The organism is Cupriavidus sp. SK-4, from assembly GCF_000611125.1.
Taxonomy (GTDB): domain Bacteria; phylum Pseudomonadota; class Gammaproteobacteria; order Burkholderiales; family Burkholderiaceae; genus Cupriavidus; species Cupriavidus necator.
The window spans coordinates 7,568-31,457 of sequence record NZ_JFJW01000104.1 but is presented as its reverse complement, the minus strand read 5'-3'; the positions used below and the strand labels follow the sequence as shown (position 1 = coordinate 31,457).

Sequence of the window (23,890 nt, the reverse complement as noted above, 5' to 3'; positions counted from 1 at the left end):
CGGCGAAACAGCCACGCCCGCCAAGGGCGACAAGCGACCGCATTGGCGCCAGCCTAAAGGGCCGTCGCCCATTCCCCCATCACCTCCTCCTCTCATCCCAAGGGTCATACCGATCCGCCTCCCAATAAGGCGAAATCCCGTAATACTGGTGAATGCTGGTAGCCCACTGCGAATCCGCCATGCTGGGCCAGTGGTCCTTGTCAAACCCCGGCGCGGCCTTGAGCCGATCCCTTTCAACACCAAGCACAAAACACTTGCGCCGCGTGTCAAGCGTGAGCGCCGACCATGGCAAGGCAAAGAGCTTCTCGCCGATGCCAAGGAAGCCGCCCATGGCCAGCACCGCGTAGGCAACGCGCCCGCCCAGCACGTCGATCATGATGTGGTCGATGGTACCGATATCATCGCCGGCGGGGTCAACCACCTTGTTGCCCTCAAGCGTGTCGGCTGCCATCACAAACGGGCCAGGACCCGGGGAATCGCGATCGATGCCGCCGACGATGGATGCGCCGTGCGGCGGCCGTTCTTCAGGGGGTTCAGGTTGGACTCGGGTCATGGCTATCTCCGTTTGGCGGGCCGCGGCGAAGGGCACTGGGTAGGACCCCGCCGCGGCACCTGGACTCAGGGTTGCGGACATACGCTTCAGCGCTTGGTGGCCGTCCCCTTGCGCTGGCCGGCCGGCTTGGCGCCCGCGGGCTGCTTTTCGCTGCCCCACTTGAGCTTCCAGTCGACGTCGTCGCGCGCGGTTTGCGTCTTCTTCTCGGCGTGCATGGCTGCGCTCGGCGAGATCGGGTCGCTGGCCGGGAACGTCATCTCCAGCGAGTCGTCCACGGCGGCCTGGTAGGTCTTGGCTTCCTTGCCCCGTTGCTTGTCGCCGGCGGCGGCCTTGCTGCCTGCGCCGGCCTTGCCCGCGGATGGCCCGCTCATGCGGGCAGCCCGGGACTTGTCGGATTTCGCGCCGGACGGCTTGTGAGCAACCTGCGCGGCCTTGTCGGATTTGCGGCTAGCTTTGGGCATGGTTGTACCCTCCTTGGTTGGGTCATTCATCCATGCAAGGCGCGGGCCAGAAACGGCAGGGGACAGGAGAGTGGCGGGGGAGCGGTGCGGGCGCTGCCGTGACGCCGCGTGTATGGCGAGTGCGACCAAGGCCGGCCGGCAAGCGCTACGCGTAGCGCACGCGACAGGCCGGTAAAAACTACATGGATGCGCGGCGCCGCGTCAGGCGCGCGCGTGGCGCGGGAACCTGACGGCGATGCAGACCCTGATCCGGTCGTTTTCGCAGCCATCGCTTTCCGCGCTCAGCGCCGCGCCGTGCATTTCCACCATGCGGCGCGTCAGCAGCAGCGCGCTGCTCTGCCGGGCCGGGGTCGCGCCGTCCGGCGCCGCCCGGCGCCCGAAGAAATCGGTCAGCGCGGCCAGCCGGCTGGCGCTGCGCTGCTGGTCCAGCGGCGGACTCTCGGTGATGCGCAGCTTCACGTGATCCGGCTCGCTGAATAGCTGCACGGCGACCGAGCCGCCGGCCGGCGCGCGCCAGATGCAATGCACCAGCAGGTGCCGCAGCAGCGGAGCCAGCCGCTCGGCGTCGCCATCGATCAGATAGGCCGATTCAGACGATTCAGCTGCACCGTCAGTGGCGACCGGCGACAGCAGCACGCCACGGGCTTCGGCCGCGGGACGGCGGTCGGCGATGGCCTGGACCGTGAGCGGCAGCAGGTCCAGGCGCTGCCAGCGCGGTGCGCCCTCGTCGGCCAGCAGCCGCACGGCTTCTTCCATCTCCTCGATCAGCGCCAGCTGCTGCTGCATGCCCGAGCGAATCCCGTCCAGCGCGCGCTGCGCGGGCGCCGGCGTGGTATCGAAGGCGCGGTCCAGCACGTAGGCCCAGCTCTGGATGGCGTTCAGCGAGGAACGCAGGTCATGCGCCGATTGCTCGATCAGCGCGCTCACCTCTTGCACGCTGCGCACGGCGTCGGCAGGCGAGGAAAGCGGAGCGTCCGGCATCGCGGACGGCGGGGGTTGCTGCGTCATGTGCGGCTCGGCATTGGCACGTCCCCGGCCGGATTTGCCGGGTTGGATGCGTTGGAGGAAGCAAGAAACGTGCTGCACAGGGCGCTGCGGCCCACTGGCACGGGCCCAATCCCCGCAAACGCAGGCGCTGGCCCACGCCGTCAGCCGGTAGCCGACGATCCGTTGTCGTTGCGCGAGGCGCGCAGCCACTCCGGCAATTCGCCGCGGGCGGCATAATCTTCCAGCCGGTTGTACAAAGTCTTCAGGCTGATGCCGAGGATCTCGGCCGCGTGCTTCTTCACCCCCGCGCATTGCTCCAGCGTGGCGAAGATCAGCTGCCGGTCGGCATCGGCCAGGGACATGCCCACCGGCACCGACACCACCGCCGCGCCCGGCGCCTGCGTGGCCGCGACCTGCAGCGGCACCTGCACTTCGGTGATGAGGTCGTCGTCGGACATGATGAAGGCGCGCTGCACGAAGTTGCGCAGCTCGCGCACATTGCCGGGCCAGGCGTGCAGGCGCAGGCTGTCCAGCACATTGGGCGCGAAGCGGCGCTGGGTGCCCTGCTCGGCATTGAGCTGGTCCAACATCAGGTTGGCGATCTGGATCACGTCGTCGCCGCGCGCGCGCAGCGGCGGCAGTTCTACCGGGAACACGTTCAGCCGGTGGAACAGGTCCGCGCGCAGCTTGCCGTCGGCCACCGCATCTTCGGGGTTGCGGTTGGTGGCGGCCAGCACGCGCACATCGGCATGGCATTCGCGGTTGGTGCCCACGCGCATGAAGGTGCCGGTCTCCAGCACGCGCAACAGCTTGACCTGCAGCTCGGCGGGCATCTCGGTGATCTCGTCCAGGAACAGGGTGCCACCGTCGGCGCGCTCGAAATAACCCTTGTGCTGGCGGTCCGCGCCGGTAAAGCTGCCGCGCTCGTGGCCGAACATCTCGCTTTCGATCAGCGTGGGCGAGATCGCGCCGCAGTTGACCGCCAGGAACGGCTGGCGCCGCCGCGACGAGAGCTCGTGCACGGTCTGCGCGGCCAGTTCCTTGCCGGTGCCGCTTTCGCCGATCAGCAATACCGTGGCTTCAGTCGGCGCCACGCGCGCAAGCTGGTCATAGACCACCTGCATCACTTCGGAGCTGCCCATCAGCCGGCCGAAACGGCCGTAGCGGCGCAACTCGCCGCGCAGCGAATGGATCTCGGCGCGCAACTCGCCGGTGGTGGCCAGGCGCCTGAGCACGGTCTGCAGCCGCGCCACGTTTATGGGCTTGACCAGGTAATCGGTGGCACCGGCGCGCAGCGCTTCGACCGCGCTTTCCACGCTGGCATAGCCGGTCGTGAGGATCACTTCGACGCCCGAGGCGCCGACCTCGTCGAACAGCTCCATGCCGTTGCCGTCCGGCAGGCGCAAGTCGGCCACGATCGCCTCCGGCATGCGCCAGCCGATCTGCAGCCGCGCCTCGCGCAAGGTGCCCGCGGTGGCGGAGGTGAAGCCTTCCATGGCCACGATCTCGGCTAGCGCGGCGCATGCGTTTTCGTCGTCATCGACAATCAGGATGTGGGGCATACGATCCGTCAGTGAGACCTATTGGAAACTTGGGCGAAATCCGCTGGCACCTGCTTTCGCGCGCCACGGCGGCCATTGCTGCCGGGCTCGGGACGCCCGCCGGCGCGCTCCATGCGAGGCGTGGCGCGACGGGCACAGGGGCGGCACGGGTTTCGACTGCGACATTGTCAGTCGGTTGCACAAGTCCACTGCGTAATGCCAGTCTAAGCGCGGGCAGGCACGGTCGTTGCCGGTGTCCGTCTGACACAGCTGTCGGATGTTTCCGCGCGGGGTCAGACATCTATGGCAAGCCCCTGCGCCAAAGGCTAGCATAGGAACTTCTCACGACAAGCCCGCCCCCGACCGAGGCCTTAATTGTGCCCGTGACCGCCAGCACACCGCAGCGCAGCAACGCCGCCCCCCCCTCTGGCCAGCCCGCCGGCCATGCCGCCAGCACATCCGAGCCGGCGCGCGAGGCCGCGCCGCGCCGCGCCATACCGTCGCAGGTCTCGCTGCTGTGGGAAAGCGCGTCGCCCGCCATGCAACGCTTGCTGGCCCAGATCGAGCGCGTGGCGCCCACCGATGTCACCATGCTTGCGGTAGGCGAAAGCGGCTCCGGCAAGGAAGTGGTGGCACGCGCGGTGCATGAGCGCAGCGCGCGCCGCAAAGGCCCCTTCATTGCGGTCAACTGCGGCGCGATCCAGCCCACGCTGATCGAGTCAGAGCTGTTCGGCCACGAGAAAGGCGGCTTTACCGGTGCGATCGAGCAGAAGGCAGGCTACTTCGAGCAGGCCCATGGAGGCACGCTGTTTCTCGATGAAGTCACTGAAATGCCGCTCGAGATGCAGATCAAGTTGTTGCGGGTGCTGGAAGGCCGGACCTTCCACCGCGTCGGCGGCGACACGCCCATCGCCTCGGACGTGCGCATCCTGGCAGCCACCAACCGCGACCCGGTCGAGGCAGCGCGTGCCGGCCAGTTGCGCGAAGACCTGCTGTACCGGCTGGCCGTGTTCCCGCTGCATATCCCGCCGCTGCGCGAGCGGCCCGACGATATCGTGCCGCTGGCACGCCACTTCCTGGCCGAATACAACGCCATGGAGCGCACCGACAAGGCCTTCTCGGCCGCCTCGCTGGAGCGGCTGGTGCGCTATGACTGGCCGGGCAATGTGCGCGAGCTGAAGAACGCCGTCTACCGCGCCTTTATCCTGGCCGACAAGGTCGTGGAAATCGGCAACCCCAACCTGGCCACGCAGCCGCCGCGGCCCACCACGGTGGACGGCGTGGTCAGCGTGCGCGTCGGCACCACGCTGGCCGACACCCAGCGCGAGATCATCATGGCCACCCTGGCGCGCTTTGACGGCGACAAGCGCCAGGCCGCGCGCGCGCTCGGCATCAGCCTGAAGACGCTGTACAACCGGCTGGACGCCTACCGCTCCTTGTAAGGCGCCGGCGCGGCCAGCGCGCGCGACAGGACCTCGATCGCCAGCGGCTTGGTCAGGTACGCATGGAAGCCGGCCAGTTCGCTGCGCCGCTGGTCTTCGGCAGTGCAGCGCCCGGTCAGCGCCAGGAACTGCACCGCGCGCGGGGCGCACGCCTGGCGCAATGCCGGCAGGACTTCAAAGCCCGACATGTCGGGCATCTCCAGGTCGAGCAGCACGCAATCCGGGCGGAATTCGGCAACCAGGTCCAGTGCCTGCTGGCCGCCATGGGCCGCGCGCGCCTCATGGCCGAGCAGGCCCAGCAGCTCGGCCATGCTGTCGGCCGAATCGGCATTGTCGTCCACCACCAGCACGCGGCGCCGCGGCACCGGCCCCGGCGGCGGCGTGCCGGCCTCGCGCCGGCGGGCGCTGGCGCGCGGCAGGATCACGGTGAAGGTGCTGCCCTTGCCGGCGCCACCGCTGTCGGCCTGGATCGCACCGCCGTGCGCTTCCACCACGGCCTTGGCCAGTGCCAGCCCGATGCCCAGGCCGCTGCGGCTGCCGGCGTCGGCCTCCTGCGCGAACAGGTTGAAGATGCGGTCCAGCGCCGCGGGCGCAAGGCCCCAGCCGGTATCCGACACGGCGGTGATCACGCGCGCTGACTCCACGCTCACATGCACGCTGACGGTGCCGCCGCGCGGCGTGTACTTGACCGCATTGCTGAGCAGGTTCAGCAGCACCTGCCCCAGCCGCGCGGCATCGGCGCGCACGTAGGGCGAGCTTGCCGGCAGCGCCACCACGAGCCGCTGGCCGGCTGCTTCCAGCACCGGGCGGATTGCCTCGATGCTGATGGTCACCACGTCGTTGTACGAGGTGGGCGTCAGCTCCATGTTCAGCTTGCCGGCGGTCACGCGGCCCACGTCGAGCAGGTCGTTCACCAGCCGCTCCAGCTGGTGCAGCTGGCGGTCGATGATCCCGGCGCAGCGGTGCGCGCGCGTGTCGGCATCCGGGGTCAGCGCGATCACTTCCACCGCGTTGCGCACCGCCGCCAGCGGATTGCGCAGTTCATGCGCCAGGATGGCCAGGAACGATTGCAGCCGGCGGCTGCCGGCTTCCAGCATTTCCAGCCGCAGCGCATCGCTCAGGTCGTGGACGGTCCACAGCAGGCTGGTCGGGCAGCCGGCGGCGTCGCGCACCAGCACCATGCGCGTATGGCAACGCACCACCGAGCCGTCCTTGCGTGCGACGCGCTCGTCGCCGGCCCACTGGCCGCAGGCGCGCGCGGCTTCCAGCGCCGCGCGGTCGCGTCCCGCGGCGGCATCCTGGCGGGAATAGAGCAGTGCCAGCGGCTGGCCGACGGCTTCGGCCTCGACATAGCCGGCCAGCGCCTGCGCGCCGACGTTCCAGCTGCGGATGGTGCCGTCCAGGTCAAGTTCGCACACCGCGGTGCCGGGCAGGTTGTCGGCCAGCAGGCGCAGCCGGGTATCGGCCAGCCGGGCATGCTCGGATGCGGCCTGCTGCACGGTAATGTCGCGGCACGACACGATAAAGCCGGCGGCCTGGCCTGCTGCGGACTCCACGGACGAGGCATCGACATGCCCGGCCGCCGCGGCCGGTCCGTCGGCCGCGCCAATGGCCCGCATGAGGCAGGACGCCTGCAGCAGGCTGCCGTCGCGCCGCACGCGCCAACCCTGGTCGCGCGCGCTGCCTCCGAGTGCGGCCGCCTGCAGCCATTGCTGCGGCAGGCCGGCAGCGACATCGTCAGGACGATGCAGGCAGGAAAGGTGACGGCCGGTGATTTCCTCGGCGCTGTAGCCGAACACGCGCCGTGCGGTATCCGGCCACATCGCAATGCACCCGTGCGCATCGGTCTCGAACACGGCGCAGTCTTCCACCGCGTCGAGCAGGCGCCGGTACTGTGCCGCCAGCAGGAGGCCGGCATCGTCCGGCTCGCCGACGGGTGACGTACGGATGCCTTTTGCCGCTTGCGGCTCGGACATGAGCACACCTTCTGTGTGATGGGGTGAGGACAGCAGGCCCCGTGCGCGGGCGGCCTGACGCCGCCGTGCGGCGGAGGGCCGAATGCCCGCAAATGCGGGCATTCGAGTCAATGATAGGCGTTCGCGGCCCATGCGCCACCCATGTGCGCGACACCGGACACTAGCGTTTGTGTCGCAACTGGTACACCGCGGCAACCGCGGCGGAGGCGCCCACCACCAGCGCAGTGGCCAGCATCGGGTGCCGCGCGGTGGTGGTGTAGGGGCAGGAGTGCAGCGCGTTGTGGCTGCCGCTGCGTTCCTGCAGGCCGCTGCCGCTGCCATACAGCGCATTGTCCTCGAGCGGACCCGCGGGGTGGTGCGTCTGTTGCGCGCGGCCCATGAAGCGGCGCATGAAGCGGTCGAAGGTGTGCGGCGCATGGTACGCCGCGGCCGAGAACGCCTTGGCGGCCGCACCGACGAAGAGTTCGCGGCGCGGGTTCGCGGCGGCAAACAGGATCGCGTCGGCGGCCAGCGCCGGGTCATACAGCGGCGGCGGCATGCGCGGCTCGACATCGAGGAAGTTCTTGGCGTGCATGGCCAGCGGCGTTTCCAGTCCGGCAGGCTTGATCAGCGTCACGATGACCGGCGCCTGCTCTTGCTCCAGTTCCAGCCGCAGCGAATCGGTAAAGCCCTTGATCGCGTGCTGCGAGGCCGCGTAGGCGCTCTGCAGCGGCAGCGGTCCGTCCGCGGCCTCGCTGCCCATGTTGATAATGGCGCCGCCGTGCTCGCGCAGGTGCGCGGCCGCCGCCAGCGAGCCATGCACGGTGCCCCAGTAGTTGGTATCGAACAGCCGCCGCTGGTCTTCCAGCGGCACGTCGCAATGGCGGCCGAAGATGGTCACGCCGGCGTTGTTGATCCAGGTATCGAAGCCACCGAAGCGCTCGATGGCAGCCTGCGCCACCTTGCCAACCTCTTCATGCTTGCCGACATCGGCCACCACGGTGATGACTTCATTGCCATGCTCGCGCAGCTCTTCGGCCAGCTGGTGCAGCGAGCCCTCGCTGCGCGCTACCAGCACCAGCCGCGCGCCCTGCTGCGCCGCCTTGCGCGCCGTCACCAGGCCCACGCCGCTGCTGGCACCGGTCAGGACGATGACCTGCGAGCCAATGTTCTTCAGGGTTGGTTTCATCGCCGCTTCTCCTCGGGGAGGCCCGGCACGGTGCCGGGCATGCCGCTGGGGAGTCGCAAGGAGCGTTCCTGTCCGGGGCGGCCCCGGGTGGCGGCGCCACGGCACGCGGGCCGCCGCAGATTTACAACACCCGGTAAGAACCACATGCCGCGGCGCACGCACGGGGCTGCCACAGGGCGCTGTAGGACGGGCGCCGATTTCAGCGGCGGCATGTGCTGCCTAAGCTGGATACATCCCACGTAACCGGCGACAGCCATGGCCAAGACCACGCGACCGACAGCGCCACAGGATCCAGGCAAACGCCGCACCGCGGCAAAAGGCGCCGGCAAGCACACCGGCAAGCGCGCCAGCACGGCCCGCCCGGCGGCACGCGGCGCGCCGGCCGCCAAGGCCGCCCCCGCCGCACTCGACAAATACCGCCGCATGCGCGACTTCGGCGCCACGCCTGAGCCCAGCGGCGCCGCGCGCACCCGCGGCAAACCGCGCAAGCGCGCCGGCGAGCTGTCCTTCGTGATCCAGAAGCATGCGGCGCGTCGGCTGCACTATGACTTTCGCCTCGAGCTCGGCGGCGCGCTGAAAAGCTGGGCCGTGCCCAAGGGCCCGAGCCTGGACCCTGCCGACAAGCGCATGGCCATCCATGTCGAGGACCACCCAATGGACTACGCCGACTTCGAGGGCGTGATTCCCGCCGGCCACTACGGCGCCGGCACGGTCATCGTCTGGGACCGCGGCACCTGGTTGCCGGTGGGCGATGCCGAGGCCGGCTACCGCGCCGGCAAGCTGAAGTTCGAACTGCGCGGCGAAAAGCTGCACGGTCACTGGACCCTGGTGCGCATGCACGGCAGCCGGCAGAAGGAGCAGGACGCCTGGCTGCTGATCAAGGAGCGCGACGAGACCGCCGTGCCGGCATCGGAGTTCGATGTGGTCGAGGCCTTGCCGGACAGCGTGCTGGGCGGCACGCAGCGCAAACCCGCGGCAAAGCGCGCCAAGTCCGCGCAGCCGCCTGACGAAGCCGCACCAGATGCACACGGCACGGCGAAGTCCCTGAAGCCGCCGCGCGGCGCGCCGCGCGCGGCCTTGCCGCTGGCGCTGGCGCCGCAGCTGGCCACGCTGGTGGAGCAGCCTCCGTCCGACGCGCAGGCGTGGCACTACGAGATCAAGTTCGACGGCTACCGGCTGCTGGCCCGCATCGACGGCAAGGATCTGCGCCTGTTCACGCGCCAGGGCCACGACTGGACCAGCAAGCTGCGTGCGCTGGCGCGCGACGTCGGCGCCCTGGGCCTGCCCGACGGCTGGCTCGATGGCGAGATCGTGGTGCTCGGCAAGCATGGCGCAACCGACTTCCAGGCGCTGCAGAATGCCTTCGATACCGCGCGCGTCGAGGGCATCCAGTATTTCGTGTTCGACCTGCCCTACTTTGCCGGCCATGACCTGCGCAAGCTGCCGCTGGTGGAGCGGCGCGCCCTGCTGCGCCGGATCTTCGCGCACAACACCTCGCCGCGCCTGCAGTTCAGCGAGGACTTCGAGGCCGGCCCTGCCGACATGCTTGAGGCAGCCTGCCGCATGAAGCTTGAAGGCGTGATCGGCAAGCGCGCCGACGCCGCCTATGTCAGCGCGCGCACCAGTACCTGGATCAAGCTGAAATGCACTTTGCGCCAGGAGTTCGTGGTGGCGGGCTTCACCGACCCGAAAGGCAGCCGCGCCGGCATCGGCTCGCTGCTGCTTGGCGTGCACGACAGCGGCGGGCGGCTGCGCTACGCGGGCAATGTCGGCACCGGCTTCGACACACGCACGCTGGGCGCGCTGCGCACGCAACTGGACGCGTTGCGCGCCGATTCCGCGCCCTTTGAGAGCGTGCCGGCAGGCGTGAAAGGGCACTGGGTGCGGCCAAAGCTGGTGGCCGAGGTCTCGTTCGGCAGCTGGACCCGCGAGGGCCGCGTGCGCCATTCCGTCTTCCACGGTCTGCGCACCGACAAGCCCGCGCGCGCGGTGTCGGTGGAGCGGCCGGCAACGCCGGCAGCCAAGGGCAAGCCCGCGGCAAAAACGGCAAAGCCTACCGGGACACGGCCGAAGTCCAGCACGACCGCAAAGCGCACCACCGCCGCCGGCGGCAAGGTCGCGATCAGCCATGCCGAGCGCGTCATCGACACGGCATCCGGCCTGACCAAGGGCGACCTGGTGCGCTACTACGAACGCGCCGCGCCGCTGATCCTGCCGCACCTGCGCGGGCGACCGATCGCGATGGTGCGCGCGCCATCGGGCGTGGGCGGCGAGCAGTTCTTCCAACGGCATAGCGACACGCTGCGGGTGGACGGCCTCAACGTGCTCGATCCCGGCCTGTGGCCGGGGCATCCCGCGCTGCTGGAAATCGCTTCGGCCGAAGCCCTGGTGGCCGCGGCACAGCTCAACGTGGTGGAGTTCCACACCTGGAACGCCAGCAAACGCAGCATCGACCGCCCCAACCGCATCGTCTTCGACCTGGACCCGGGCGAAGGCGTGCCCTGGGCACAAATGCAGGAGGCCGCCGCGCTGATGAAGGCGCTGCTCGATGAACTCGGCCTCGCCGGCTTCCTGAAGACCAGCGGCGGCAAGGGGCTGCACGTGGTGGTGCCGATCACGCCGCGTGCGGGCTGGGACGAGGTGAAGGCGTTCGCGCATGACGTGGTGCGCCATGTCGCCGCGACCATTCCGCAGCGCTTCGTGGCCAAGAGCGGTCCACGCAACCGCGTTGGCAAGATTTTCATCGATTACCTGCGCAATGGCGTAGGCGCCACCACGGTGGCCGCATTCTCGGCGCGGGCACGCCCGGGGCTGGCCGTATCGATGCCGGTGTGGTGGGAGGAGCTCGATAGCCTGCAAGGCACGGCGCAGTGGACCGTGGACGATGCCGGCCCGAGGCTCGACGCCCTGGCGGCCGACGACCCATGGGCGGACTACGCCGAGACCCGGCAGGCGATCACGCGCGCCGCGGCGCGGCTGGCACGCGCCCGATAGCCTCCCCGTTCCCGCCGGAAATCCGCAGCAGAAGCCAAGCGGCACATTTCTTGCCGCATCCCGGTCATGGCACACGGCCCGGCACACCCGCCGCGTGCGCCTCGTTGCACTGCTGCCAGTGCAGCGACGACATGGAGACGTGATGATGAGCCAACTCAGGATCGCCGCGAAGATTCAAGCCGCCGCCGCCGCGCCACGCAACCGGCGCGCCTTGCGCCACCTGCTGGTTTCCTGCGCGATGCTGTCCTTCGCCGCCAGCCCGGTGCAGGCACGCCTGCCGGCGCAGACGCCCGAGCAGCAGCAGGCCGCCGAAGCCAAGAAGACCAAGGAAGCCGAAGCGGCCAAACAGCAGGCCGAGGCATTGGGCCGGGTCCAGGACCGGATTGCTGCGCGCTTTGGCAAGGGCGCCACCGGCGGCGGCACTACCGAGCCCGGCAAGATCCCGCAGAAAGCTGCCGAAGCGGCCGGCTCGGCCGGACCGCACGGCGGCACCTCCCCCAGCGCCGAAGCGCATGGCGGCGAGGCGGCCCGCCGCTGAAGCGCGCAACCCGTGCCACGCAGTTCACTTGCCGCGCTGCGTGCCGGGCGACGCCTGCCCGGCACGCCTCTTGCCACTGCCAGCGCAACAGCCTGGCAAAGACCGCAGGCGTGCTGATGCAAAAGGGGGAACGGCGATGGACGACTTCTGTGCGCATGTAATAACTACAACCGGCGGCCGCGCCGGCGCGGCAAAGCTTGCAAGCGGTGCGGCGCGGCTGGCGCGGTTTTACACGGCGCCGCGGACCATCCCGGGCCTTGAGCAAACCTCCGCGCGGGCGCGCAAGCGCCTGTCAGCGTGATGCCATGACGCCGCATGCCGCCAATCCGGCCCCGCTGATCCTGAATGTCGATGACCGCGAGGGACCGCGCTACGTCAAGAGCCGCATTCTCCATCGCGGCGAGTATTCCGTGATCGAGGCCGCCACCGGCCATTCGGCGCTGTCGCTGGTGCGACAGCATGCGCCGCTGCTGGTGCTGCTGGCGGCACGCCTGCCCGATATCAGCGGGCTGGAAGTCTGCCGGCTGCTCAAGGCCGATCCACAGACCGCGCACACGCTGGTGCTGCTGACCTCGCCAGGGCTGGCGCAATCGCGCCAGCGCGTAGAGGCGCTGAACTGCGGCGCCGACGGCTACCTGGTCGAGCCTGCCGAGCCGGAAGAGGTGTTGTCGAGCATCCAGGCGCTGCTGCGGCTGCGCGGGGCAGAGGACGCCTATCACCGCACGTCGCGGGCACTGCATGAGCATGAAGACATGTTCCGCCAGCTGGCCGAATCGCTGGCCGACGTGGTGTGGATCCTCGATCCGGCCGAGCCCCGCCTGCTGTTCGCCAGCCCGTCGCTCGCCACGTTGTGCGGCCATGCGCCCGAGCAGCTGACGCAAGAGCCGCGCCGCTGCCTGGAGCGCGTGGCCCCGGCCGACCGTGCGCGCGTGGAAGCGGCGTTTGCCAGCATGCTGGGCGACGGCAGGCTGGACATCGAGTTCCGCCTTGCGCGCCCGGACGGCGAGCTGCGCGATATCCGCGCGCGGGCGTTCCCGGTGCGCGGCGTGGAAGGCCCGCCGGCCGACGACGGCACGCCGGCGTCGCGCATCGCCGGCACCTGCCAGGACGTGACGCTGCAAAACCGTGCCGGACGCGCGCTGCACGACGAGGAACGGCGCAAGGACCAGTTCCTGGCCATGCTGGCGCATGAACTGCGCAATCCACTGGCGCCGCTGCGCAGCGCCGCGGACCTGTTGCAGCAGCTCTCGCCATCGCGCGAGGACATGTTCCGCGCGCGCGACATCATCGGCCGGCAGCTGCACCACCTGACCCGGCTGGTGGATGAGTTGCTCGACATCTCGCGTTTCAACCAGGGCCGCATCACGCTGCGCGAGGACCTAGTGGAACTGCGCACCGCGCTCAATACCGCGGTGGAAGCCGTGCGCCCCACGATGGACGCCTGCGGCCATACGCTGCGCCTGTCGCTGCCCGAGCAGCCCCTGCCAGTACGCGGCGACCTGGTGCGCCTGACGCAGATCTTCAGCAACCTGCTGCAGAACGCCGCGGCCTACACGCCCGCCGGCGGCCAGATCGTCGTCGATGCCAGTCTCGAGGACGAGGCGGCGGACACCGCGCCCGATGCCGCGTCCGGCGCCCGCGTCACCGTGCGCGTGCGCGACAACGGCGCCGGCCTGTCCGAGGCACTGCAGCGGCAGCTGTTCGATCCGCTGGCCCCGCGCGACGACGGCACCCAGCCGGAACCGCCGCGCAGCGCGTTCCCGCATGACGGTCCCGGCATCGGCCTGACGCTCGTGCAAAAGCTCGTGCGCCTGCATGGCGGCACCATCCGCGCCGACAGCCCCGGCGCCGGACAGGGCAGCACCTTCACGGTGACGCTGCCGGTGGAGCCGTGGCAGAAGTGGCACCCAGGCTCCGGCCGCACCGCACCGCACCGCGGCGTGCCGCGCCGGATCATGGTGGTGGACGACAACCCTGACGCGCTCGAAGCCATGATGATGACGCTGCAGACGCTCGGCCATACGGTGGTGACCGCCGCCGACGGCCCCAGCGCGCTGGCGCGCGCCACCGATGCCCGACCGGAGGTGGTGCTGCTGGACCTGGGCATGCCCGCCATGGACGGCTTCGAAACCGCGCGCCGCCTGCGCGCGCTGCCCGAGATGCGCGGCGCCACGCTGGTGGCGCTGACCGGTTTCGGCCAGCCCGAGGACCGCCGCCGCGCGCTGGAAGCCGGCTTCGACCAGCACCTGGTCAAGCCGGCCGACCTGGACGCGCTGACACGGCTGCTGGACGAACTCAGCGCGGGCCACCCCTAGCGCGATGCCGATGCCAGCCGCCGATCCCAGTCACCCCTGAACAAGGAAGCTCCGTGCATACCACGCCCGATCCCGACATCCCGCCGCGCAAGCCTGAAACCCCGCCGCCGGAACCTCCGCCGGGCCCGCCCGAACCGGTGGCAGACCCGCCTCCGGGCGATCTGCCGCCACCGCCGCCGCAACGTGCCCGTGCGGCTGGCAAAGGAGCCGTCACGTGTCACGCATCATCTGGAAAGGCGCCATAACCTTTGGCCTGGTCAATATCCCGGTGGTATTGCGGCCCGCGTCGCGCAGCCAGACGCTGGACCTGGACCTGCTCGACGTGCGCGACATGGCGCCAGTGGGCTACCAGCGCATCAACAAGAGCACCGGCAAGCCGGTCGACAAGGAACATATCGTCAAGGGCTACCAGTACGCCAAGGACGAATACGTACTGCTGAACGAGGAGGACTTCCGCCAGGCCAATGTCGAGGCCACGCAGACGGTGGATATCGTCAGCTTTGTCGACGCGCAGAGCATCCCGCCGTACTACTTCGACACGCCCTACTACCTCGAGCCCGACAAGCGCGGCGAGCGCGGCTACGCGCTGCTGCACGAAACCATGCGCCGCACCGGGCGTGCCGCGCTGGCGCTGGTGGTGCTGCGCGCCCGCCAGCACCTGGCCGCGATGCTGGTGCACGGCGACGCGCTGGTGCTCAACACCATGCGCTTTGCCGACGAGGTGCTGCCCATCTCCGAGCTGCGCCTGCCCAAGGCGGCCACCGGCAAACCCACCGGTGCGCACGCGCGCGAGATCGAGATGGCGACCAAGCTGGTCGACGACATGAGCGAAGACTGGGAGCCGGAACAGTACCGCGACAGCTATCGTGACGACCTGATGGCGCGCATCGAAGAGAAGATCGACTCCGGCAAGACCCACCAGCTGACCCCGCCTGCGGAAGAGGAAGAAGCGCCGCGCCAGGGCGCCAAGGTCATCGACATGGTGGCGCTGCTGCGCCAGAGCCTGGGCCAGCGCGGCAAGGAAGACAAGGACGACGCCGCGCCCGCGCGCCGCAAGGCCCCCGCGCGGCATGCCGCCGCCAGGAAGCAGCCCGCTGCAAAGCGGGCTGCGACCCCGCCTGCCAAGCGCGCCAGCACTGCCACCAAGACCAAGCGCGCACCGGCCAAGCGCGAGTCGCATGCGCCGGCCGCGCGCAAGAGTGCAAGCACTACGCGCAGGAAGCACGCGGCATAGGCAGGCACTGCGGTTCCAGAGGGTGCGGTTCGCAAATGATGTCAGCCAAATCGCGATTGTGGTCTCCCTCTCCCGCGCGCGGGAGAGGGGAGCAAACCCTCAGCATCGGACAAGCCCCGCGACGACACCTTCAGGTTGTCATTGACCGACGTCACGCCCTCGACGCTGCGGATCGCGTCCAGTGCCATGTCGTGCTGCTGCTGGCTCGGCACCGTCCCACTCACTTCGACCGTGCCCTGCTTGGTCTTCACATGGATGCCGGTGGACTTGAGGTCCTTGGTCGTGAGCAGCTTGGTTTTGATCCTGGTGGTGATGGCGCCGTCCTCGACGGCCCGCTTGGTCTTGTCGACGCTCATGTCCGGGGCGGCGCCCCGGTCAGGGTCGGCACGGCCGGGCATGCCCGGCGCGGAATTGACGGGTGCCACAGGGGTATCGTCGGCCGCAACCAAGATCAGGCCGCTCTTGTCGAGCGCCAGGGCGCTGCCGGCCGCCGCTAGCGCCGCAGCAACACAGGCCATCCGCACGGTGCGCGCGGGGATTCGGGAAAAACGCATGGCTGCCTCCTGTTTCGGGTAACCAGCGCATCCGTTGCCGACCTTGCCTGGCACGCGGAACCACTGGTAAGCCATTTTTCAGCAAGCTCCATACCTGCCGGCCCGGCCGTTCCAGGCGTCCCCGACGGGGCGCACGGTGTGTAAATCGGGCCACCCGTTGTAAAAGCGCCCGCCGCACGGTGTGCTGCATCGCGCGCTACATACCGGTGCGGGCGGCACCCAGGTCCCTCCATGCTTGGCATGGCGATTGCGAAACAAGGAATGCGGCAGTTCGCCGCGCCAAGGAGCTAGCAATGGGACAGCAGCAACAGCCGGGTCAATCGCAGTCGGGCCAGAAGCCGCAGGATCAGAAGCAGCAGGAACAATCTGGCCAACGCGGCAGCCAACAGCAGCCGGGACAACAACAAGGCGGCGGTCAGATGGGTAACCAGGACCGCAAGCAGGACCAACAACAGCAGCAGGATCGCGGCAGCTCGCAACCGGGCCAGCAAAGTGGCCAACGCAGCGGCCAGCAAAGCGGCCAGGGCGGGCAACAGGGTGGCCAGCAAGGCGGACAACGCCAGCCGTAAGCAGCGACAGCCACGACAACAGGCAGCTTTCCGGGTATGTGCGGCAGCAACATGCGGTGCGGCCGCAGGGGCATACGCCGGAGATTGACAGGCCGGGACTCCCGCAAGGGGGCTCCGGCCCTTTTTGCTGCAACCGCAGCGGCATGACCCCGCGCACATCGTCCCGCATCCCGTGTATGCTGGCCCTGACTTCCCCATTCAGGCACCGGCCTTGTCCAGCTTCACCGACCCCGCCGCCGGCCGCTCCGCGCAGCCAGGACGCGGCCCGCTGAACCATCTCTCTAGCAGGCTGCGTGAGCGCGCCGGCGCGCACGTGCGCGCGCTGACCCGCAGCAATTCCGGCCTGACTCTCGACTACGACAACCCACCGGGCGATCCCGGCCTGTTCGGGCCCGACGCGGTCTGCTGGCGCGTGCATGCCGACTTTCCCGCAATGCTCGCGGGCGGCGTCAGCGCGCTGCTGCTGCAGACGCTGCATCCGCTGGCGCTGGCCGGGGTCTGGGACCACTCCAGCTTTCGCACCGACATGCAGGGGCGCCTGGGGCGCACCGCGCAGTTCATCGCCGGCACCACCTACGGCAGCCGCGCCGATGCCATGGCGTTGATCGGGCGCGTACGGCGCATCCATGCCGGCGTGGTTGGCGTGGCCCCGGACGGGCGGCACTACGCGGCCTCCGATCCGGCGTTGCTGACCTGGGTGCACGTGGCCGAGGTCTCGAGCTTCCTGGCCGGCTACCTGCGCTATGTCGGGCCACTGAGCAGCGCGGAGCAGGATCGCTACTACGACGAGGTTGCGCGCATCGCCCTTATGCTGGGTGCGGCCGACGTGCCGCGCTCGCGTGCCGAAGTCACAGCCTACCTGGAGGCCATGCGGCCTGCGCTGCTGGCCAGCGAACGCACCAGCGAAGTGGTGCGGCTGGTGCGAAAGATGCCGGTGGCCAACCCGCTGCTGCAGCCGGCGGTACGCATCATGGCCGACGCGGGCATCGCCCTGCTGCCGCCGTGGGCACGGCACCAGCTCGACCTGGATGGCCCTTCGATACGGCGCCCGGCAGCACTCGCGGGCATGCATGTGCTGGCACCGGCGCTTCGCTGGGTGCTGGGCGCCGGCCTGGCAGCGCGCGCACGGCGGCGCGTGGCCCGCGGCGTTGCCACGGCGGCCGGCTGAGGGCCGCGCGGGCTATCGGCGTTCAGCGGACCCTTCTTGAATGGAAATGAGAATTGGCGGCAAAAACCCTCGCATTTCGGAGGATTGTGCGACACGAAAGTGGCGTTAAATCTGCCTGGGCATTCCGAACGGCCGGTCGGTTTTTACTAACCGCACCAGCCACAGCGCCACAGAGCGCGATTCAAACGACGCAGGCAAAAAAAGAAGCCTACGCGCGGGGTGCTCGTAGGCTTTCCAGGACTGCTCGAGCCGAAAGGCTCTTGCCAAGAATATAAACGCGCTTACATGAGGTGTAAATCCCGTTTCTATCAGGGGATTCCCTTATGACAATATGAGATTATTTGCGCACTTTTTATGGTTTTAGCCCTGACGCTACATCAGGGCATTTTTCGCAGGGGCTGGCAATTTCCTCGCTGGCCCAGTCCACACCGGGGCCTGCCGGCCCGACGCTCTAGCCGCAGTATGCGGCAGCGCACAATCGGCTACAATATCACGGCTTCGAGAGCAACAACTTTTATAGAGCAAAGCCGCTATTCCAGGAACGGCGGGCGGTTCGTCAACGCTTGAAAGAACTTTGTTACTCTCGGCCCTGAAGTACTCCCCTTCTCTTCTGGCAGCGCCAACCGCCGGCACCTGCGCCGTTACCGAGAGCGGATGTTTCCCCTGCCGCCCTGGCCGCGCTGCACCCCAAGCCGTCGGCCAACGGACTGTTATCAGCCGCCAGAACCCTAGCGGGCTCTTCCGGAGTCGTTGTGAAGAAGAAGGAAACCCGGCCCAAGTCACGCAGCCGGAAACAACTGCAGCACCAGCAATTTGCTGCATACAGCACCAGCCAGGCGCCGGTGATCGTCCACCTGTCCACCGGCGCCCGGCTGCAGGGCCTCATCCTGGCGTCAGACGACTACGTGGTGCTGCTTGGCCGGCAGCCAGACGACATCCGGCCCACGGTGGTCTACAAGCGGGCCATCTGCCTGGTCACGCTGGCCAATGCGCCGGACGCGCCGGCGGTGGCTCCGGATCCGGCCCCGGAGCCGGACTTCCTGCCGATCTACATACCCCGCACCAGCAAGCGCCGCTAGGCCAACGCCTGCCCCACACGCCCTCAGGCCCCGCCGCTCCCTGCCGCAAGGCGCCTCTGCCCGCCCTGCCGGCACCCCGCGCAACTATCGCGGAGATCACTCTAAACCTTTGCCTTGCCCGGTCGATAACCCAAGCAACGGAGGCACTCTACGCCCTGCAAAGCAGGCCGCCAACGTTACGGCACTAGCCGGAATGCCCAAAACTTTGCATATAGGAGTCGTACCATGGCGCAAGTCATTAACACCAACACGTTGTCGCTGTCGACGCAGAACAACCTGAACTCGTCCCAGGCATCGCTGAACACCGCGATCCAGCGCCTGTCGTCGGGCCTGCGCATCAACAGCGCAAAGGACGATGCCGCCGGCCAGGCCATCGCCAATCGCTTCACCGCCAACATCAAGGGCCTGACGCAAGCTTCGCGTAACGCCAACGACGGTATCTCGATCGCGCAGACGACCGAAGGCGCCCTGAACGAAATCAACACCAACCTGCAACGCATCCGTGAACTGAGCGTGCAGGCGCAGAACGCCACCAACTCGGACAGCGACAAGGCTTCGATCCAGGCTGAAATCACCCAGCGCCTGGACGAAATCACCCGCGTGTCGGACCAGACCCAGTTCAACGGCGTGAAGGTGCTGGCCAAGGACCAGAAGCTGACGATCCAGGTTGGCGCCAACGACGCGGAAACGATCACGATCGACCTGAAGCAGATCAATGCCTCGACGCTGGGCCTGTCGAAGCTTGACGTGTCGAAGAACATCTCGAGCAAGGACCTGACGGCTGTTGGCGCGAACATCTCGGAAGCCGTTCCGGCAAAGACCGTTGCGCTGACCTACTCGGGCACGTCGTCGACGATCAGCTTCGAAGTGGCGACGGCCGGCACGAGCCAAGGCGACCTCGTTGCAACCGATGGCACGAACTACTACGCCGCCACGTACGACAAGGCCACTAACGTCGTCACGTACAACACCACGACCGCCCTGGGCGCCGGTGCAGTCACCGCTGCTGCCGGCACGGAGTTCGTGAACCCGGCGGACGGCACGCTGGTTCAGCTTTCCGACATCACGACGGGCGCGACGCAGGCCGGCCACAACAACACGGCGGCTACCGCAACGTACCAGCTGTTTGTCAGCGACACGGCTCCCAACAGCTATATTGTCAAGTCGGGCGCTGACACGTACGCCGTGACCTCTGTCGATATCAACACCGGCAAGGTTGTCGTTGGCGCAAAGGATGCTGCTCCCGTGGCCACCGCTGGCTACACCGAAGCAACCGGCGGCGTGCTGACCGTCCCCGGCACGCAAGCTGTTGCCAAGGACATGTCCGATGTCAACACTGCCCAGCCCACCGGCACCAACGCGCTGCTGAAGGACAAGAGCGGCAACTACCTCGTCAGCAACACCGCTGCCGATGGCACCGTGACGTACAACAAGGCAACCGTCAACGGCACGACCGGCAAGGTCACGCTGGGCGATGAAGTCGTGGTCGATCCGCTGAAGGCAATCGACAACGCCCTGTCGAGCGTCGACAACCTGCGTAGCGACCTGGGTGCCATCCAGAACCGCTTCGAGTCGACCATCAACAACCTGAACAACACGGTGACCAACCTGTCGGCCGCCCGTTCGCGTATCGAAGACGCGGACTACGCCACGGAAGTGTCGAACATGACCCGTGCCCAGATCCTGCAGCAAGCCGGTACCTCGGTGCTGGCCCAGGCCAACCAGACCACGCAAAGCGTGCTGTCGCTGCTGCGTTAAGCAGGATTGCTGTACCGCAGGAAACCGGGCCGCCAGGCCCGGCTTCCTGCCGGAGTGCTTTGCAGGCGGACCGCTGCCTGCAAAGCATTTCCCTGTCGATGTCTGAACGGATTCCAACGGAACGCCCCTGATCATGGCTTCTCCTGCGACTGTTTCCCTGCCGGCCCAGCCGGTGCGGCCCGAGTCAACCGCCACGCTGCCACCTGCGCGCACGGCCCTCGGCACCCGCTCGGCAGCAAGTGTCGCCGCCATCCACGCGACTGACGGCGATACCTCGGCCGCAATGGCGGAACTGGTCGAGGCGCTGAAAGCCACATCCATCGGCCTGCGATTCGAGATCGACGAAGACACCCACCGCGTCATCACCAAGGTGGTCGACAAGGAAACCGGCGAAGTCATCCGCCAGATCCCCAATGAAGAAGTCCTGCGCATTGCGCGGGCCATCGACAAGCTGCAGGGGCTGTTCGTCAGCCAATCTGCCTGAGCCAGGCACCGGCAGGCACCGCACTCAATAAGTCTGAAGAACGAGGTAATACAGCATGGCATCCATCTCCTCCCTTGGCGTCGGCTCCAACCTGGAGCTGAACACCCTGCTCAGCAATATCGAGACTGCCGAGAAGGCGCCCCTGAACGCGATCACCAAGCAGGCGGAGAGCTACCAGTCCAAGCTGTCTGCCTTCGCCTCGATCAAGAGCGTGCTGGCCTCTTACCAGACCGCCGCACAAAAGCTGGCCGATGCCAAGACCTTCGCGGTGGTCAAGGCGACTTCGACCAAGCCCGAAGTCCTGACGGTGTCGTCCAGCTCCACGTCCGTTCCCGGCAGCTACAAGGTCAACGTGACCAATCTGGCGGCAGCGCATTCGATCGTGACCAAGCCAACTGCCAAGGTCACCGACGCCATCGGCACCGGCACCATCACCTTCGATTTCGGTGGCGATATCGCCACCGGCGGCGCCGGCAAGACCACCAAGACCGTGACCATTGGCGAGGACGACAAATCGTTGGCCGGCATCCGCGATGCGATCAACCGCGCCGATGTCGGCGTCACCGCCAGCATCATCAATGACGGCGGCGACACGCCATACCGCTTGGTGCTGACCTCAAACAAGTCCGGCACCGACTCGGCCATGCGCATCAACGCAAGCTCCCCGGAACTGAAGGGTCTGGTGGCGTTCGATCCCAAGGACGCGGTGCAGGCCAATGGCTCGCGCGAGGCGGTCAAGGCGGAAAACGCGACGCTGACCATCAATGGCATCGACGTCGTCAGCCAGAGCAACTTGGTGGTCGACGCCGCGCAAGGCATCACCATGAACCTGGTGGCCAAGGGCGAGTCCAGCGTCTCGGTCGTACGCGATACCGATGCGATCAAGACCGCGATCAACGCCTTCGTCACTGCCTACAACAATATCCAGAGCTCCGCCAAGGAGCTGACCGCGTTCGACACCACCTCGGGCTCGAAATCGGCGCTGAATGGCGACGGCACGCTGCGCAGCATCCAGACACAGCTGCGCTCCATGCTCAGCGTGCCGCAGGCCAACGGCAAGGGCGGCACGATCACGCTGGCCGACATCGGCATCACCTTCGACAGCAAGGACGGCACCATGAAGGTCGATGCCGAGAAGCTCGACAAGTCCGTCTCGGAGAATCTGGCTGGCATCACCGCAATGTTCTCCAGCACCGCGGACAAGGGTGGCATCGGCAAGCAGGTCAATGAAGCGGTCAAGACCTTCAACAGCACCAACGGCATGCTGACGCTAGCCACCGATGGCATCACGCGGACGCTGAAGGACCTGGAAGACCGGTATGACGCGGTTGAAGCGCGCGTCAAATCCACCATGGATCGCTATCGCGCCCAGTTCACGGCCCTGGACGTGCTCGTCAACCAGATGAACGGCACCCGCACCTACCTGACGCAACAGTTCAATGCGCTGAATAACAGCACCGGCAAGTAAGCGTCCCGACGCACCTGCCAAGACCAGAGGAAGCCAACCATGTTCGCCCGCCAAGCCATCAACGCCTACGCCCAGGTGGGCGTCCAGACCGGTGCCATGAGCGCCAGCCCGCACAAGCTGATCACCATGCTTTACGACGGCGCGCGCGCAGCGATCGCGCGGGCAAAGTTCCACCTGGAGGGCGGCAACGTCATCGAACGCGGCAACGCCATCTCCAAAGCCATCGACATCATCGACAACGGCCTGCGCGCCGTGCTCGACCATGAGGCTGGCGGCGAGATCTCCGCCAACCTCGAATCCCTGTACGAGTACATGGGGCGCCGGCTGATGCTGGCCAACCTGCGCAGCGACGCGGCCCTGCTGGCCGAAGTCGACACGCTGCTCGAAAGCCTGGCTTCGGCCTGGGCGCAGATCGACGACACGGCCGCGGCCGCGGATCGGCAACCCGCCTTACAGGACAACTGACATGGCTTCCCTTCCCAAGTTATCCCCGATCGTGGACTGCTACGAAGAAGTCCTCGCGCTGTCCGCACGCATGCATGAGGCCGCCCAGGCGGCTGACTGGGACACCGTCACCGAGCTGCAGCAGGGCTACCTGGCCCTGGTGGACCGCCTGCGCCAGATGGACCACGAGGCACCGTTCTCCGATGCGGAACGCATGCGCCGCTACCAGTTGCTGGACCGCATCCTCACTTACGATGCCCGCATCCGTGACCTGGCCATGCCGCAGCTGAAGAAGCTTGGCGACATGCTGACCAGCTCGCGCCGCCAGATCGAACTGTCCGCCGCCTACGGCGCCACCGCCTGACGCAGCCTGACCGCTGCGCTACTCCCCGCGGCGGGCCGGAAAGCCCGCCGTCTGCATTCACGCGACCCGTATGACCGGCATCCATTTGCCTCCAGGCCTGGCACCCGGTCAGGCCCCGGACCCGCAACCGCTGCGCACGGCGCTTGCCATCGACAAGCTGGCGGCGCTGCAGCCCGTGCCCGAGGCCACCGAGTCGAATGTCCAGAACTCCACCGGCCAGGCGATCCGCCACAGCCAGCACGCCACCGGCCCCAACGCCGTGGCAGGCCAGGCTACCTTGCTGCCGGGCACTTCGACGCAGGAATCGCTGAGCGCGGCGGCGCGCGCCATCCTGGCGGTGACGGACGGCACAGAGGCTCAGCCGGTGCGCAGCGCCGGCCCGCTGCTGGCCGCCGCGCCCACGCCAGCGTCCGCGCAGGCCGCCGCGGCGGCCCTTGCCAACACGGTCGGACAGAGCGGCCTGTTCTACGAATCGCACCTGGCGCAGTGGGTTGCCGGCGCGCGCGCGTTGCCCGGCATCCGCCAGGAGCCGCAGGCGCAAGTCCCGGTGCCGGCCCGAGCGGCTGCCCCAGGTGGCACTGCGCAAGCCGCGGCAACACCGCCGCCGTCTTCGCTGCTGACCTATGCCGGCGGTGCCGCNNGGGGGGCGGGGCCGGCGCGGCCCTCGGCGCCGCCGCTGATTCCGGCCTCGCAGGTGCTGGCTGAAGCGCTGGCATCGGCCGGCAATCCGCGCGTGGCCCATAGCCATGCGGCGGCGGAACAGGCGCTGCGGCAAGGCGCCGCCACCACGGCG

Annotated in this window: 20 protein-coding genes; 12 read left to right on the top strand and 8 right to left on the bottom strand. The window is 68.1% G+C overall.

Annotated features, from left to right (window positions below; translation table 11 throughout):
- Positions 1–79: 79 nt before the first annotated feature.
- The 4 genes from CF68_RS23310 to CF68_RS23295 form a co-directional block, all read right to left on the bottom strand.
- Positions 80–553, bottom strand: a complete 474-nt coding sequence (locus tag CF68_RS23310; RefSeq protein ID WP_010810663.1) for a PRC-barrel domain-containing protein — start codon at positions 551–553, stop codon at positions 80–82.
- Positions 554–639: 86 nt separating this feature from the next.
- Positions 640–1,014, bottom strand: coding sequence for a hypothetical protein (locus tag CF68_RS23305; protein WP_035823393.1), 375 nt, complete (start codon positions 1,012–1,014; stop codon positions 640–642).
- Between the two features lie 201 nt (positions 1,015–1,215).
- A complete protein-coding gene (locus CF68_RS23300; protein ID WP_035823391.1) occupies positions 1,216–2,022 on the bottom strand; it encodes a HAMP domain-containing sensor histidine kinase in 807 nt (268 codons plus the stop codon).
- Positions 2,023–2,162: 140 nt separating this feature from the next.
- Entirely contained in the window at positions 2,163–3,563 is a 1,401-nt protein-coding gene (locus tag CF68_RS23295; protein WP_035823389.1) for a sigma-54 dependent transcriptional regulator, read from the bottom strand.
- 356 nt (positions 3,564–3,919) lie between these two features.
- Between CF68_RS23295 and CF68_RS23290 the strand changes: the two genes are divergently transcribed.
- The gene (locus tag CF68_RS23290) at positions 3,920–4,984 is read left to right on the top strand and encodes a sigma-54-dependent Fis family transcriptional regulator (RefSeq protein ID WP_035823387.1); all 1,065 of its coding nucleotides are present in this window, start codon (positions 3,920–3,922) and stop codon (positions 4,982–4,984) included.
- Here the strand turns inward: CF68_RS23290 and CF68_RS23285 are convergent.
- On the bottom strand, positions 4,969–6,960 hold the full coding sequence (locus tag CF68_RS23285; RefSeq protein WP_035823385.1) for an ATP-binding protein: 1,992 nt from the start codon (positions 6,958–6,960) through the stop codon (positions 4,969–4,971). The genes CF68_RS23290 and CF68_RS23285 overlap by 16 nt on opposite strands.
- 160 nt (positions 6,961–7,120) lie before the next feature.
- A complete protein-coding gene (locus CF68_RS23280) occupies positions 7,121–8,128 on the bottom strand; it encodes an SDR family oxidoreductase (protein WP_035823383.1) in 1,008 nt (335 codons plus the stop codon).
- Positions 8,129–8,383: 255 nt separating this feature from the next.
- On the opposite strand from CF68_RS23280, the gene ligD reads away from it, so the two are divergent.
- The 4 genes from ligD to CF68_RS23260 all read left to right on the top strand — a co-directional run bounded on the left by ligD (position 8,384) and on the right by CF68_RS23260 (position 15,209).
- The gene (gene ligD / locus CF68_RS23275; RefSeq protein ID WP_035823381.1) at positions 8,384–11,122 is read left to right on the top strand and encodes a DNA ligase D; all 2,739 of its coding nucleotides are present in this window, start codon (positions 8,384–8,386) and stop codon (positions 11,120–11,122) included.
- 142 nt (positions 11,123–11,264) lie between these two features.
- On the top strand, positions 11,265–11,660 hold the full coding sequence (locus tag CF68_RS23270; RefSeq protein ID WP_035823378.1) for a hypothetical protein: 396 nt from the start codon (positions 11,265–11,267) through the stop codon (positions 11,658–11,660).
- Between the two features lie 305 nt (positions 11,661–11,965).
- Positions 11,966–13,975 (top strand): response regulator, encoded by a 2,010-nt coding sequence (locus CF68_RS23265; protein WP_035823376.1) that lies wholly within the window; start codon positions 11,966–11,968, stop codon positions 13,973–13,975.
- A gap of 214 nt (positions 13,976–14,189) precedes the next feature.
- Positions 14,190–15,209 carry a Ku protein gene (locus CF68_RS23260; RefSeq protein ID WP_035823374.1) on the top strand — a complete coding sequence of 340 codons (1,020 nt, stop codon included), beginning with the start codon at positions 14,190–14,192 and terminating at the stop codon, positions 15,207–15,209.
- 41 nt (positions 15,210–15,250) lie between these two features.
- Here the strand turns inward: CF68_RS23260 and CF68_RS23255 are convergent, their stop codons facing one another.
- Positions 15,251–15,763, bottom strand: a complete 513-nt coding sequence (locus CF68_RS23255; protein WP_235205863.1) for a BON domain-containing protein — start codon at positions 15,761–15,763, stop codon at positions 15,251–15,253.
- Between the two features lie 287 nt (positions 15,764–16,050).
- A complete protein-coding gene (locus CF68_RS23250) occupies positions 16,051–16,311 on the bottom strand; it encodes a hypothetical protein (RefSeq protein ID WP_035823372.1) in 261 nt (86 codons plus the stop codon).
- A gap of 232 nt (positions 16,312–16,543) precedes the next feature.
- Here CF68_RS23250 and CF68_RS23245 point away from each other — a divergent pair, with 232 nt between their 5' ends.
- The 7 genes from CF68_RS23245 (at position 16,544) to CF68_RS23215 (ending at position 23,097) form a co-directional block, all read left to right on the top strand.
- Entirely contained in the window at positions 16,544–17,500 is a 957-nt protein-coding gene (locus CF68_RS23245; RefSeq protein ID WP_035823370.1) for an oxygenase MpaB family protein, read from the top strand.
- Positions 17,501–18,252: 752 nt separating this feature from the next.
- Positions 18,253–18,579, top strand: coding sequence for an RNA chaperone Hfq (locus CF68_RS23240; RefSeq protein WP_035823368.1), 327 nt, complete (start codon positions 18,253–18,255; stop codon positions 18,577–18,579).
- Between the two features lie 225 nt (positions 18,580–18,804).
- Positions 18,805–20,337 carry a flagellin gene (locus CF68_RS23235; RefSeq protein ID WP_035823366.1) on the top strand — a complete coding sequence of 511 codons (1,533 nt, stop codon included), beginning with the start codon at positions 18,805–18,807 and terminating at the stop codon, positions 20,335–20,337.
- A 133-nt stretch (positions 20,338–20,470) separates the two neighbouring features.
- Positions 20,471–20,821 carry a flagellar protein FlaG gene (locus CF68_RS23230; protein WP_035823364.1) on the top strand — a complete coding sequence of 117 codons (351 nt, stop codon included), beginning with the start codon at positions 20,471–20,473 and terminating at the stop codon, positions 20,819–20,821.
- A gap of 55 nt (positions 20,822–20,876) precedes the next feature.
- Positions 20,877–22,289: a flagellar filament capping protein FliD gene (fliD, locus tag CF68_RS23225; RefSeq protein WP_035823362.1), complete on the top strand. Its 1,413-nt coding sequence runs from the start codon at positions 20,877–20,879 to the stop codon at positions 22,287–22,289.
- Between the two features lie 39 nt (positions 22,290–22,328).
- Positions 22,329–22,754 (top strand): flagellar export chaperone FliS, encoded by a 426-nt coding sequence (gene fliS / locus CF68_RS23220; protein ID WP_035823360.1) that lies wholly within the window; start codon positions 22,329–22,331, stop codon positions 22,752–22,754.
- A gap of 1 nt (position 22,755) precedes the next feature.
- Complete coding sequence (locus CF68_RS23215; RefSeq protein WP_035823358.1) at positions 22,756–23,097, top strand: flagellar protein FliT; 342 nt, start codon at positions 22,756–22,758, stop codon at positions 23,095–23,097.
- Positions 23,098–23,890 lie beyond the last annotated feature (793 nt).